This is a genomic window from Pseudomonas sp. KNUC1026, assembly GCF_021650705.1.
Lineage (GTDB): Bacteria > Pseudomonadota > Gammaproteobacteria > Pseudomonadales > Pseudomonadaceae > Aquipseudomonas.
Window position 1 is genome coordinate 4,773,218 of sequence record NZ_CP087138.1, and the last position, 12,634, is coordinate 4,785,851.

Consider the following 12,634-nt stretch of genomic DNA (forward strand, 5'->3'; position numbering starts at 1 on the left):
GGCGAGCTCCTGTGTGTCAGGGGGCGGCCACTATAGCGTGCGCTCAGTGGGCGAGGAACTTGCTGAGAAACTGCCGGGTGCGCTCGTGCTGCGGATTGGCGAACAGCGCCTTGGCGTCACCTTGCTCGACGATACGGCCCTGGTCGAAGAACACCACGCGGTTGGCGACGTCGCGGGCAAAGGCCATTTCGTGGGTCACGATGAGCAACGTTCGTTTTTCTTCGGCCAGCCCACGAATGGTCTCCAGTACTTCGCCCACGCGCTCCGGGTCGAGTGCGGAAGTGGGTTCGTCGAACAGGATCGCCTGCGGCTCCATCGCCAGCGCACGGGCGATGGCCACGCGCTGTTGCTGGCCGCCGGAGAGCTGGCGTGGGTAAGCATCCTCTTTGCCGGCAAGGCCCACCTTGGCCAGCAACGCCACGGCGGCTGCCTGCGCCTGTTCCCGTGGTACGCGGCGCACCACCAATGGCCCTTCCATCACGTTCTCAAGGGCGGTGCGGTGGGGGAACAGGTTGAAGTTCTGGAACACGAAGCCCACCTGCTGGCGCAGCGCACGCACCTGGGCTTGTTGCTGGCTGAGCGGGCGGCTGCTGTCGATTTGCAGGTCGCCTACGCGCACGGTGCCGCTGTTGGGGATTTCCAGCAGGTTCAGGCAGCGCAGGAAGGTGGTCTTGCCCGAACCGCTGGGCCCGATGATCGCCACCACCTCGCCTGTATCGACGCGCAGGTCGATGCTTTCCAGCACGGGCTGGCCGTTGAAGCTTTTGCTAAGGCCTTTTACATCGATCATCGGTCAGCGCTCTGCGGCATGGCGGTTGACCCTGGATTCCAGGCGCTGCTGCAGGTGCGAGAGCACCGTAGCCAGCACCCAGTAGAGCAGGGCAGCGGTCAGGTACATAGCGAACACCTCGAAGGTGCGCGCCGTGACCAGTTGCGCCTGGCGAAACAGCTCCGGCACCTGAATGGTGGCCGCCAGCGCCGTGTCCTTGACCAGCGCAATGAAGCTGTTGCCCAGCGGCGGCAGCGCTGTGCGCGCGGCCTGCGGCAATACCGTGCGGTACAGGGTTTGCCAGCGCGTCATGCCCAGCGAGGCGCTGGCCTCCCATTGGCCTGGCTCGATGGCGCTGATCGCGGCGCGCAGGATTTCGCTGGCGTAAGCGGCCATGTTCAGGGAAAACCCGATCAGTGCGGCCGGCAGCGGGTCGAGCTGAATGCCCAGCGTCGGCAGGCCGTAATAGATCAGAAACAGCTGCACCAGCAGCGGCGTGCCGCGGAAGAACGACACATAAGCCCGCGCTATCCAGCGCAGGGGCGGCACCGACGACAGCCGCATCAAGGCCAGGCCAAAGCCCAGCAGCAGGCCGAGGAACATGCCGCCCAGGCTCAGCACAACGGTGAACCAGGCGCCTTGCAGCAGAAACGGCAGCGATTGCCAGGCGACGTTGAGGCTTTCCTGGTTCACTGAGTGACGTCGGCACCGAACCACTTGTTCGACAGCGCCGCCAGCGAGCCGTCGTCACGCATGGCTTTGAGCGCCTTGTCGAGTTCTTTGAGCAGTTCAGGCTCGCCCTTGCGCACGGTGATACCCGATTCGATGCGCGAGAACGGCTCGCCAGCGGCAGCCAGCTTGTTGTGGGTTTTCTTGACCATTTCAAGCGCTGCCAGGCGATCAACCAGCACCACATCGATGCGGCCGTTGTTCAGATCGGCGATCTTGCTGGGGTCGTCTTCGTAGGTGCGTACATCGGCCTTGGGCACGTTGGCGCGCACCCATTGCTCGTAGTTGGTGCCAAGGCCCACGCCAACCTTTTTGCCGGCCAGGTCCTGGGCGGTCTTGATGGTGCCCTGGTCGGCCGCGCGGGTCAGGGCCTGGATGCCGGATACGGTGTAGGGGGTGGAGAAATCGTATTTCTTGCGGCGCTCATCGGAGATGCTCACCTGGTTGATGACCACGTCCAGCCGCCGCGACTCCAGCGCCGCCAGCAGGCCGTCCCACTTGGTGGTCTGCAGCTTGGCCTGCACGCCGAGCTTCGCCGCGATGGCTTGTGCCAGCTCGACCTCGAAACCGGTGAGCTTGCCACTCTCATCCACGAAACTGAACGGCGGGTAGGTGCCTTCGAGGCCTACGCTGATGGCCTTGTTGGCCTGGATCTGTTGCAGTTGCTCGCCTGCTTGTACCGTGCTGGAAAGCAATCCAGCGATAACCAGAGCGGTAAGGGCGAACGGGCGAAGCGTTGCGGGTGCGGGCATGTTGGCTCCTTGGCATAAATGAATAGGCAGGGCGCCATCCGCAGCGAGGGTAGGCGACTTGCGACTATAAGTACCGGCCACGCACCGGGCAACTGCTATCGAAGCGGAACCCGCCGCAGCTGGCGGCGCTCACACAGGTGTGTGACAGCGATGGCGCGCGCGCGTGCTGGCAGTTTAGAGTGGCCCGCTATCGGCCTTTGATGCAGGAGAACGACCTTGAACGAGCGTGTACCTGGCCAGGCGCCATCGGAGCCTTGGCAATTGCAGGAGATCGTTGGCCAGTTGCGCACGGCTCGCCAGGCGTGGCGCCGGCAGAACGGCCGCAGTTGCGGTAACAGTGGCGGCCGGCAATTGCCTTCTCGCGAAGCGATGGCCGAGATCCTCGAGCAGCTGTGCAGCGCGTTGTTCCCGATGCGCCTGGGGCCTGTGGACCTGCGTGAGGAAAGCGAAGATTTTTACGTAGGCCACACGCTCGATGCCGCTCTCAATGGCCTGCTGCTGCAAGCGCGGCTGGAGCTGCGCTATGCCAACCGCCAGGGCCCTTGCGATGTCGAGTCCCTAGACGCCAGCGCCCTGCGCCTGGTGCAGGGCCTGGCGGCGGCATTGCCCAGCCTGCGCGTGCAATTGGACACCGATGTGCTGGCCGCCTACCAAGGCGACCCGGCTGCGCGCAGCGTGGATGAAGTGCTGCTGTGCTACCCGGGCGTGCTGGCGATCATCCACCACCGCATTGCCCACCATCTCTACAGCGTTGGCTTGCCGCTGCTGGCGCGCATCGCTGCTGAGCTTGCGCATTCGGTCACCGGTATCGACATCCACCCTGGCGCGCGCATCGGCTCGAGCTTTTTCATCGACCACGGCACGGGCGTGGTGATCGGCGAAACCGCGATCATCGGCGAGCGGGTGCGGATTTATCAGGCGGTCACACTGGGCGCCAAGCGCTTCCCGACCGATGACAACGGCACCCTGCAAAAGGGCCTGCCGCGCCACCCTATCGTGGAAGACGACGTAGTGATCTATGCCGGCGCCACCATTCTGGGGCGTGTCACCATCGGTGAGGGCTCAGTGATAGGCGGTAACGTCTGGCTCACGCGCAGCGTGCCGGCCGGCAGCAACATCACCCAGGCCAACCTGCAGCTGGACGACGGCACGCAGAAGTAACCTTCAGCCAGCCCCGGGGCCACACCGGGGCGCTCCCTCCTCACGCGTGCGCCGCTCGTCGGATGTCGCACCTTTCACGAAACCTGACGGCTGGTAGTGCCTCGCCACTGGAATGTCACGGTGAAGCGGCTAATGTCCTTCTGGCATTACGTTAGCTACCCGCAAACGCTGCTCCGAATCGGGCAATCACCCCTCAAGCCGCGCCAGCGCTGGCCGATAGCGCAATCACGTGATACCACTCCTTAGGCCTCAAGGTTCTAAAGGGCAGCCCGCTAATTGCAACAAGAGATATGCTTAGCTCGAAGCGGTTGATGACAACGTTTTTTTAATATGGTTTCTTATGCGCCTCGGTTCTTAACGAAATTGCAACAAATGGTTATTAGATTGTTAAAAAATCTTTAACCGGACGTTGAGACCGGCGGCGCCACAAGCGCCAGGCGACGCCAAGGGGCACAAAGACCCCCCACAACTGCAAGACAAAAACTAGAAAGCAAGAGGAGCAATACCAGTGAACAAGTCTACCTTGGCACTCGCTGTCGCCATGGGCGTGCTGGCCCAGCAGGCAAGCGCCGCCGGTTTCATCGATGACAGCAAAGCGTCCGTTAGCTCGCGCAGCCTTTATTTCGAACAAGATCAACGCCAGGGTGGCGCGGATCAGCGTCAGACCGTCACTGGCCTGAAGTTCGACTTCCTGTCCGGTTACACCCAAGGCACCGTAGGCTTTGGCCTGGACGTGCAGGCCCTGGTGGGCGTTAACCTCACCGGTGGGATCGATCACCAGAGCCCGGCTACCACCAACACCGTGACTCCGGTCGACAGCGACGGTACTCCGGTTCACAACTGGAGCCGCATCGGCGCCAACGGCAAGATCAAGTTCTCGAAAACCGAACTCAAGGCTGGTAACGCCCTGGCGCCGAACCTGCCGATCCTGGTTGCCAACGATGGCCGCCTGCTGCCTGCTTCCTACCAAGGCGCGATCCTGACTTCCAAAGAGCTGGACACCGTGACCTTTACCGCAGGTCGCCTGAACCGCGAAATCGGCCGTGCTTCGAGCAACTGGGCCGGCATCGGCGGCGGCGGTACTCGTGGCTCTGATGGCTTCAGCTTCGGCGGCGCCGACTGGAAAGTCACCAAAGACCTGACCCTGCAGTACTACTACGCCAAGCTGGACGACTACTACACCCAGAACTTCCTGGGCGCTACCCACGTCTTCCAGATCGCACCTGATCAGTCGTTCAAGACCGACCTGCGCTACTTCAACAGCAACTCCGATGGTGCCAACGGCAAAGACAGCCGTTACGCCTACCGCAACGGCTACAACTCCGGTGGCCTGGGCGAAGTCGACAACAACACCTGGTCGGCAGCGTTCACCTACACCCTGGGCGGCCACTCGCTGACCCTGGGCCATCAACGCGTGAGCGACGATGGCGGCATGGCTGCAGTCAACAGCGGCAACATCCAGGACGGCCGCCGCCGCCCTGAAGGCGAGGGTGGTAACAGCTACTACCTGTACACCGACATCATGGCCAACAGCTTCACCCGTGCCGGTGAGAACTCCACCTTCGGTATCTACAGCTACGACTTCGCCAAGCTGGGCGTGCCAGGCCTGAAAGCCACCTGGACCTACGTCAGCGGCCGCGATGCACGTGGCCTGGGTGGCGCTGGCGCCAACCAGACTCGCGCGCGTTACGACGAGTGGGAAAGCGATTACCGCCTGGACTACACCCTGCAGAGCGGCCCCCTCAAGGGCCTGGGCTTCTCGGCTCGCCATGCGACCTACCGCACCGAGCTACCGGCTGCCACTCAGCAGAACATCGACCAGACTCGCTTCTACGTGAACTACACCTACGCCTTCTGGTAACAGAGGTGGGTGTGAGTTGAAGGGAACCCCGCTTCGGCGGGGTTTCTTTTGCCCGAGTTTTTATATTTCTAAAAGTTATTTAAATAACATTATCTATTCTTTTTATTTTTTCGCTGCATCTAGCACAGTACACCCATGCCAACGCGCTCCCACTCAGAGGACACCGCACCATGGGACTCAAACTCGGCGACATCGCCCCGGATTTCGAACAGGCCTCCAGTGAAGGCGATATCCAGTTCCACCAATGGCTGGGTGACAGCTGGGGCGTGCTGTTCTCGCACCCTGCCGACTTCACCCCGGTATGCACCACCGAGCTGGGTTACACCGCCAAGCTCAAGGACGAGTTCGCCAAGCGTAACGTCAAGGCCATTGCTCTCTCGGTTGACCCGGTCGAGTCCCACGTGAAGTGGATCGACGACATCAACGACACCCAGAACACCCGGGTCAACTTCCCCATCCTGGCCGATGCCGACCGCAAGGTGTCCGACCTCTATGACCTGATCCACCCCAACGCCAACGACACCCTGACGGTGCGCTCGCTGTTCGTGATCGACCCGAACAAGAAGGTGCGCCTGACCATCACCTACCCCGCCAGCACCGGCCGCAACTTCAACGAAATCCTGCGGGTGATCGACTCGTTGCAACTGACCGACAGCCACAAGGTGGCCACCCCCGCCAACTGGCAGGACGGTGACGAGGTGGTGATCGTGCCGTCGCTCAAGGACGAAGATGAAATCCGCCAGCGCTTCCCTAAAGGCTACCGCGTCGTGCGCCCCTATTTGCGGCTGACGCCACAGCCGAACAAGTGAACCTGTCTTGCAGGGATTTCAGGGCCGCGAAAGCGGCCCTTTTTGCCTTCCCGTCACGGGATAAGCCGCCCTTGTGCAGGCTGAGGTGCTGCGCCTGGCGGGTGAGACTACGGTTTTGCTGCGCAGGCGTAACCCTAGGGCAGCCCCCGAATGGAGTAGGAGAGCGGCTGTGCCGCGCGACGCGCAGGGTTTGAGGATGGAGCGGGTCTTTTCCTCCGTTGATTCAAGCGCGTACCCGGCTGTTCGGCAGCTCAGTGCGTGGCCCGGCAAGCCACACGCCTTCGTCATGATCAGCGCCATCGCCCTCCCCGAAAAGCCGCTGTGCATGTCCCGCTATTTTCACGAACGTACAAGCAAAGCCTGAGGCCAAGCGCTTATGGTCTTCTCGGGCGCTCAGCAGGCCAATCGGCCTGCCGCATCCACTTTCGCAGCTCGAGGCTTTTTTCAGTGGTCACGGTTTCGACCCGCATCGGCACCACACCTATGCGATCGGCCGCACCCTGGCGGGCGTGCAGAGTTTCCGCTACCGCGGCGAGGCGCGACAGCCTGCCTGGCAGCACGCTGGTACTTCATCCGGATGAAGAGCATGACGGGCATGCCGGCAGCGAGTCGGGCTTTCGCTATCGCATGCTCTACATCACCCCAGCGCTTGCGCAGGAGGTGCTTCACGGCAAACCCCTACCTTTTCTCAGGGCGGCATCTCCGACGACCCGCAACTGGCGGCCGCTGCCGACAGCATCCTCCACTCACTCGACGATTCGGTCGACCCGCTGGCCGAGGATGATGCGATTTTCCAGCTGTTCACCCGGCTGCAAACCCTGTGCGGCGAACGGCCGGCCATCAACGCCAGCTGCTTCACGGCGGCGAACCTGGCGCGCGAATACATGAACGACAACCTCCACTTGCCCGTGAGCCTGGAAGACCTGGCCGAATGCACCGGCCGTGACAAATGGAGCCTGTCCAAGGACTACTGGGTGTTCTTCGGGACCAGCCCCCACCGCTACATCACCATGCGCCGGCTGGACCGTGTCAAAGCGTCGATCCTGTCTGGGCGCCCGCTGAGCGAGGCTGCGCTGGACGCTGGCTTCTTTGACCAGAGCCATATGAGCCGGCATTTCAAGAACGCCTTTGGCATATCGCCGGCTCGCTGGTGCCGCCCCTAGCGCCGGGCAACGTCCGAGAAGTAGAACTTGTCCAGCGTGTGCCGTGATTCGGTGTATTCGAACTGGCGGCCGTCCTGCAGAAAGGTCTGGTTGCTCGCCACGATCACATGGCTCTGGCCGTCCAGGTCCAGGTGCCGCTGATCGTCCTTGCTGCGGGGCATCGCTTCGATGGTGCGGCGGGCATAGCTGATCTGCAGCTGCAGGGTCTGTTCGATGTAGGCGTAGATCGACTGCTCGGCGATCTCGGCCGTCAGGCCCGGGATGAGCTCGGCCATGAAGTGGTTGATGTCGAGGATCTCTCGTTTGCCGTCGATGCGGCGCACACGCTTGATGCGGGTCACCAGGCTGCCTTCCTCGGCCTGGATGTGTTCGAGCAGGCTGCCCTGCAAGGGCAGTTGGCTGAACTCCACCACCTCGGTGCGCACGTCGTTGCCCAGCCGGGGGTAGGTTTCCTGGAAGCTGACGATACCGCCGAGCTGAAACTCGATCGGCGCGGGCGAGAGCACGAAGGTGCCCTTGCCGTGGACCTTCTGCGCGAACCCCCTTTCTTGCAACTGCTCGATGGCACGGCGCACCGTACCGCGGCTGGTCTGGTAGCTGCCCATCAGTTCGGTTTCGGAGGGCAGGCGAGCGCCTGGCTGCAGGCGTTCGGTGGTGATGCTGGCAAGCAGATCGCTGTAGATCTGGTTGTATTTGCTCATGAAGTGGGCTCGGTACCGGGTGCGCGAAGGGGGAACCATAGGGATGGCATGCGTGTTTGTCGATGGCCTTGCGACGGCCGCGTGGTAACTATTGTTGCAAACTCGTCTGTACGAGTTATTGCGCCAGCTCGTACAGACGAGTATGTTGGATGCACACGGTAGCGGCAACGCACCCCAATAACAAAAAAAGCAGGGCACAAGCATGAGCCACGATTACGCGAACATCGCCAGCGCGTTGCTGCAAAGCCTCGGCGGCAGGGCCAACCTCGAACAGGCCGCGCACTGCGTCACCCGCCTACGCCTCTCTCTGAAAGACCCAAACCAGGTAGACCGCGGCACCCTGAACCAGATCGACCTGGTCAAGGGCTCGTTCTTCAGTGGCGGCCTGTTCCAAGTGGTCATCGGCCCCGGCGAAGTCGAAAAAGTCTACGCCGCCCTGCGCGAGCAAACCGGCTTGGCCGCCCTCACCATCGCCGACCTCAAGCAACAGAGCGCCGCCAAGGTCAATGGCGTGCAGCGCCTGGTGCGGGTGCTGTCCGATGTCTTCATGCCGATCCTGCCGGCGTTGATCATCGCTGGCCTGCTGATGGGGGTGAACAACCTGATCGGTGCCAAGGGCATGTTCGTCGAAGGCCAAACGTTGCTGGAGGCCTACCCCGCGCTCGACGGCGTGTGGAGCCTGATCAACCTGATGGCCAACACCTCCTTCGTATTCCTTCCGGCGCTGGTGGGCTGGTCGGCGGCCAAGCGCTTCGGCGGCAGTGAAATCCTCGGCATCGTGCTGGGGCTGATGCTGGTGCACCCCGACCTTCTCAACGCCTGGAACTACGGCAAGGTGGTAGCCGGCCTGGGCGGGCAGGGCATGCCGTACTTCGACATTTTCGGCTGGTTCAAGATCGAGAAGGTGGGTTACCAGGGGCAGATCCTGCCGATTTTGCTGGCCGCCTACGTGATGAGCGTGATCGAGAAGTGGCTGCGCGCCCGGGTGCCCAACGCCATCCAGCTGCTGGTGGTGCCTATCACCACCATCGTGATCACCGGCGTATTGGCCCTGGCCCTGATCGGCCCGGTCACCCGCCACCTGGGCATCCTGATCACCGAGGGGCTGGTGGCGCTGTTCGACCTGGCACCGCTGCTAGGCGGCGGCATCTTCGGCCTGCTGTTCGCACCCCTGGTGATCACCGGGATGCACCACATGTTCCTTGGCGTCGACCTGCAACTGATCTCCACCCAGGGCGGCACCTTCATATGGCCGATGATCGTGATGTCCAACCTCGCCCAGGGCAGTGCCGCAGCGGCGGTGTTCTACATGACCCGCAACGCCCGCGACAAGAGCATGGCTTCCACCTCCGCAGTCTCGGCGTACTTTGGCATCACCGAGCCTGCGATGTTCGGCATCAACCTGCGTTACAAGTACCCGTTCTACTCCGCCCTGATCGGCTCTTCGATGGCATGCATCTTCCTGTCGATGAACAAGGTGCAGGCCTCGGCCATCGGTGTCGGCGGCCTGCCCGGCTTCATTTCCATCATGCCCCAGTACATCCCGGTGTTCGTAGTCGGCATGGTCATCGCCATGATCGTGCCTTTCCTGCTCACCTGCGCACTCAGCGCCAAGCTCATCCGCCCCGGCTACCGGGTGGCCTAAGCCCTGGCTCCAACCACTGAAGGATTCGCGCCATGCAAGCCTGGCAGCATTCGGTGATCTACCAGATCTACCCCAAAAGCTTCCATAGCCACGCCGGCAACCCCGCCGGGGACCTGCTCGGTGTGGTGGACAAACTCGACTACCTACACTGGCTTGGTGTCGATTGCCTGTGGCTGACGCCCTTCCTGCGCTCGCCGCAGCGCGACAACGGCTACGACATCAGCGATTACTACGCCATCGACCCCAGCTACGGCACCATGGCCGACTGCGAGTTGCTGATCGCCGAAGCCGGTAAGCGCGGTATCAAGCTGATGCTCGACATCGTGGTCAACCACACGTCCATCGAGCATGCCTGGTTCCAGCAGGCGCGCAGCAGCCTGGACAACCCCTATCGCGATTTTTATATCTGGCGCGACCAGCCCAACAACTGGGAATCCAAGTTCGGCGGCTCGGCCTGGGAGTACGAAGCCCAAACCGGCCAGTACTACCTGCACCTGTTCGATCACACCCAGGCCGACCTGAACTGGGACAACCCCAGAGTGCGCGAAGAAGTCTTCAAGATGATGCGCTTCTGGCGTGACAAGGGCGTTGGCGGTTTCCGCCTGGACGTGATCAACCTGATATCCAAACCGGCAGACTTCCCGGAAGACGCCACCGACGGGCGCGGCTTCTACACGGACGGGCCGAACGTGCACCGCTACCTGCAGGAGATGCACCGCGAAGTCTTCGAGGGCCATGACCTGGTGAACGTGGGCGAGATGTCGTCGACCCGCCTGGAGCATTGCATCCGCTATTCGCACCCGGCATCGAAAGAGCTGTCGATGACCTTCAATTTCCATCATCTGAAGGTGGACTACCCCAACATGCAGAAGTGGGTGTACGCCGACTTCGACTTCATCGAGCTCAAGCGCATCTTCTCGCTGTGGCAGACCGGCATGCAGGCAGGGGGCGGCTGGAATGCGTTGTTCTGGTGCAACCACGATCAGCCGCGGGTGGTGTCGCGGTTCGGCGACGATGGCGAGCACCGCGTCGCCGCCGCCAAGATGCTGGGCACGGCGCTGCATTTTCTGCAGGGCACCCCGTTCATCTACCAGGGCGAGGAGCTGGGCATGACCAACCCAGGCTTCGACCGTATCGAGCAGTACCGCGACGTCGAAACCCTGAACATCTATCGGCTCAAGCGCGAGGCAGGCGAGAGCGACGCCCAGTGCATGGCCACCATCATGCAGAAATCGCGGGACAACGCCCGCACGCCCATGCAGTGGAGCGGCGAGCCCAATGCCGGCTTCAGCACCGCAGCGCCCTGGATCGACCTGCCGGCCAACGCCGGGCACATCAACGTCGAGCAGCAGTTCAGCGACCCTTCCTCTGTGCTGCACCACTACCGCCGCTTGATAGCCCTGCGCCGGGAAACGCCCCTGATGCAGGCCGGTATCTACCGCGACCTCCTGCCGGAGCATACCCAGGTGTGGGCCTACCTGCGCGAAGGCAGCGGCGAGCGGCTGTTGGTGGTGAGCAACTTCTACGGCCGCGCCTGTGAAGTGGAGCTGCCTGAGCCGGTGATCGGAGCCGCCCAGTCACAACGGTTGCTCATCAGCAATTATCCCGGCAGCGAACAACGCCAGCGGCGGCTGTCGCTCAGACCCTATGAATCGTTCGTGCTGCACCTGGCCGGTAACGGCTGACACCTGCTATCGCACCGGGTAGCCAAGCGGCTGCCGTGGCGTTGGGCCCCTCTGCGGCGGGGGTTTGCCGCAGAGGGGCGCTGGGCCCGCAAGACCTTTTACAACAATAAAAAGACAGGGGTGGATTTTGAAAACAAAGATGACGTTCAAGCTGGCCGCTTCGTGCGTTTACCTGACCTTGCCGTTCTCGGCGCAGGCGCTGGATTTCGCCGGCTACCTGCGCAGCGGCCTGGGCAGTACCGACAACAACCACACGCAGTCATGCTTCGCGCTGCCCGGTGCCCAGAGCAAGTACCGCCTGGGCAACGAGTGCGAGCAGTATGCCGAGCTGGAACTGCGCCAGGCGCTGGCGACCTTCGACGATGGCTCGGTACTGAGCATCGACGGCATGGCGTCGCTGCACAACCGCTACGGCCAGGCCCTGACCTTCCAGGGCGACAACGGCACCGTGCGCCTGCCCCAGGCCTATGCGCAATGGTCGAACCTGCCCAGCCTCAATGGCGGGTCGGTGTGGGCCGGCCGCCGCTACTACAAGCGTAACGATATCCATATCTCCGACTTCTACTACTGGAACCAGAGCGCCACGGGCGCCGGGGTCGAAGACGTTAAGATCGGCGGCCTGAAATACAGCTACGCGTTTTCCCGCAAGGACAACCTCTACCAGAAAGACTACGTGACCCGGCAGGATTTCAACGTCGGCGGTTTCCAGACCAACCCCGGCGGTGAGCTGGAGCTGGGCCTGAGCTACCTCGACAAGCCCAGCCGCCGCAATGCCCACGCCGGCTGGGCGGTCACGGCCCAGCACGTGCAGCAGGACTTTCTCGGCGGCAAGAACAAATTGGCCTTGCAATACGGCGAAGGCCCAGGCACCGGGCTAGGCTACACCGGCGACACTGCGCTGGATGACAGCAACAAGAGCTATCGGGTAGTGGAGTTTTTCGATTGGCAAGTCACGCCACGTTTCGGCGGCCAGTTCGAGGCGGTGTACCAGAAGGATATCCGCCCGGACGGCAGCGACCAGACCTGGATCTCCGTAGGCATCCGGCCGGCATATGCGATCACCGAGCAGTTCAAGCTGGTCGCCGAGCTCGGCCACGATCAGGTCGATGCCCCCGGCGGCACACGCAAGCTCAGCAAGGCCACCTTCGCCCCCACCTGGTCGCCCAAGGGCCCCGGCTTCTGGACCCGGCCGGAGGTGCGCCTGTACTACACCTACGCTAGCTGGAACGCAGCGGCCCAACGGGCAGCCAACGAACTGGCCGCCGGCTCGGCGCTGTCGGACACCGGCGCGTTCGGCACGGCACTGCATGGGGCCAATGCCGGTGTGCAGGTTGAGTACTGGTGGAAATGAACGAAGGT

The 12,634-nt window shown here is 62.6% G+C and carries 12 protein-coding genes and 1 pseudogene; 8 read left to right on the top strand and 5 right to left on the bottom strand.

All coding sequences use genetic code 11. From position 1 onward, the window contains the following. Positions 1 to 43 precede the first annotated feature (43 nt). The 3 genes from tcyN to tcyJ are packed head-to-tail and all read right to left on the bottom strand — an operon-like array spanning position 44 to position 2,250. On the bottom strand, positions 44 to 790 hold the full coding sequence (gene tcyN, locus LN139_RS22480; protein WP_236357099.1) for an L-cystine ABC transporter ATP-binding protein TcyN: 747 nt from the start codon (positions 788 to 790) through the stop codon (positions 44 to 46). Between the two features lie 3 nt (positions 791 to 793). Continuing rightward, positions 794 to 1,462 (bottom strand): cystine ABC transporter permease, encoded by a 669-nt coding sequence (gene tcyL, locus LN139_RS22485; RefSeq protein WP_236357101.1) that lies wholly within the window; start codon positions 1,460 to 1,462, stop codon positions 794 to 796. Next, complete coding sequence (tcyJ, locus tag LN139_RS22490) at positions 1,459 to 2,250, bottom strand: cystine ABC transporter substrate-binding protein (RefSeq protein ID WP_236357103.1); 792 nt, start codon at positions 2,248 to 2,250, stop codon at positions 1,459 to 1,461. The genes tcyL and tcyJ overlap by 4 nt, the downstream gene beginning before the upstream one ends. Before the next feature lie 216 nt (positions 2,251 to 2,466). On the opposite strand from tcyJ, the gene epsC reads away from it, so the two are divergent. The 4 genes and pseudogenes from epsC to LN139_RS25925 form a co-directional block, all read left to right on the top strand. After that, positions 2,467 to 3,411, top strand: a complete 945-nt coding sequence (gene epsC, locus LN139_RS22495) for a serine O-acetyltransferase EpsC (RefSeq protein WP_236357105.1) — start codon at positions 2,467 to 2,469, stop codon at positions 3,409 to 3,411. 508 nt (positions 3,412 to 3,919) lie between these two features. Further along, on the top strand, positions 3,920 to 5,272 hold the full coding sequence (locus tag LN139_RS22500) for an OprD family outer membrane porin (protein WP_236357107.1): 1,353 nt from the start codon (positions 3,920 to 3,922) through the stop codon (positions 5,270 to 5,272). A gap of 170 nt (positions 5,273 to 5,442) precedes the next feature. Further along, positions 5,443 to 6,081, top strand: coding sequence for a peroxiredoxin (locus LN139_RS22505; protein ID WP_236357108.1), 639 nt, complete (start codon positions 5,443 to 5,445; stop codon positions 6,079 to 6,081). A 488-nt stretch (positions 6,082 to 6,569) separates the two neighbouring features. After that, a pseudogene (locus LN139_RS25925) lies at positions 6,570 to 6,702 on the top strand (AraC family ligand binding domain-containing protein); the annotation flags it as partial. A gap of 125 nt (positions 6,703 to 6,827) precedes the next feature. Here LN139_RS25925 and LN139_RS25930 read toward each other — a convergent pair. After that, positions 6,828 to 6,983: a hypothetical protein gene (locus tag LN139_RS25930; protein ID WP_442964354.1), complete on the bottom strand. Its 156-nt coding sequence runs from the start codon at positions 6,981 to 6,983 to the stop codon at positions 6,828 to 6,830. Between LN139_RS25930 and LN139_RS25935 the strand changes: the two genes are divergently transcribed. Continuing rightward, the gene (locus LN139_RS25935) at positions 6,966 to 7,244 is read left to right on the top strand and encodes a helix-turn-helix transcriptional regulator (RefSeq protein ID WP_442964355.1); all 279 of its coding nucleotides are present in this window, start codon (positions 6,966 to 6,968) and stop codon (positions 7,242 to 7,244) included. The genes LN139_RS25930 and LN139_RS25935 overlap by 18 nt on opposite strands. On the opposite strand, the gene treR is transcribed toward LN139_RS25935, so the two are convergent. Continuing rightward, positions 7,241 to 7,945, bottom strand: coding sequence for a trehalose operon repressor (gene treR, locus LN139_RS22515; RefSeq protein WP_236357109.1), 705 nt, complete (start codon positions 7,943 to 7,945; stop codon positions 7,241 to 7,243). The genes LN139_RS25935 and treR overlap by 4 nt on opposite strands. Before the next feature lie 202 nt (positions 7,946 to 8,147). Between treR and treP the strand changes: the two genes are divergently transcribed. From treP to LN139_RS22530, 3 genes are all read left to right on the top strand, one after another. Further along, positions 8,148 to 9,590 (top strand): PTS system trehalose-specific EIIBC component, encoded by a 1,443-nt coding sequence (gene treP, locus LN139_RS22520; protein WP_236357111.1) that lies wholly within the window; start codon positions 8,148 to 8,150, stop codon positions 9,588 to 9,590. Between the two features lie 32 nt (positions 9,591 to 9,622). Continuing rightward, entirely contained in the window at positions 9,623 to 11,275 is a 1,653-nt protein-coding gene (gene treC, locus LN139_RS22525; RefSeq protein ID WP_236357113.1) for an alpha,alpha-phosphotrehalase, read from the top strand. A 139-nt stretch (positions 11,276 to 11,414) separates the two neighbouring features. Then, positions 11,415 to 12,626 carry a maltoporin gene (locus tag LN139_RS22530; protein ID WP_236357115.1) on the top strand — a complete coding sequence of 404 codons (1,212 nt, stop codon included), beginning with the start codon at positions 11,415 to 11,417 and terminating at the stop codon, positions 12,624 to 12,626. The last annotated feature ends 8 nt before the right edge of the window (positions 12,627 to 12,634 follow it).

Excerpts from the sequence above, each read along its gene's own strand:
- tcyN (WP_236357099.1), bottom strand. The coding sequence starts at position 790 with ATGATCGATGTAAAAGGCCTTAGCAAAAGCTTCAACGGCCAGCCCGTG.
- tcyJ (WP_236357103.1), bottom strand. The coding sequence starts at position 2,250 with ATGCCCGCACCCGCAACGCTTCGCCCGTTCGCCCTTACCGCTCTGGTT.
- LN139_RS22505 (WP_236357108.1), top strand. The coding sequence starts at position 5,443 with ATGGGACTCAAACTCGGCGACATCGCCCCGGATTTCGAACAGGCCTCC.
- LN139_RS25935 (WP_442964355.1), top strand. The coding sequence starts at position 6,966 with ATGAACGACAACCTCCACTTGCCCGTGAGCCTGGAAGACCTGGCCGAA.
- treR (WP_236357109.1), bottom strand. The coding sequence starts at position 7,945 with ATGAGCAAATACAACCAGATCTACAGCGATCTGCTTGCCAGCATCACC.
- treP (WP_236357111.1), top strand. The coding sequence starts at position 8,148 with ATGAGCCACGATTACGCGAACATCGCCAGCGCGTTGCTGCAAAGCCTC.
- treC (WP_236357113.1), top strand. The coding sequence starts at position 9,623 with ATGCAAGCCTGGCAGCATTCGGTGATCTACCAGATCTACCCCAAAAGC.
- LN139_RS22530 (WP_236357115.1), top strand. The coding sequence starts at position 11,415 with ATGACGTTCAAGCTGGCCGCTTCGTGCGTTTACCTGACCTTGCCGTTC.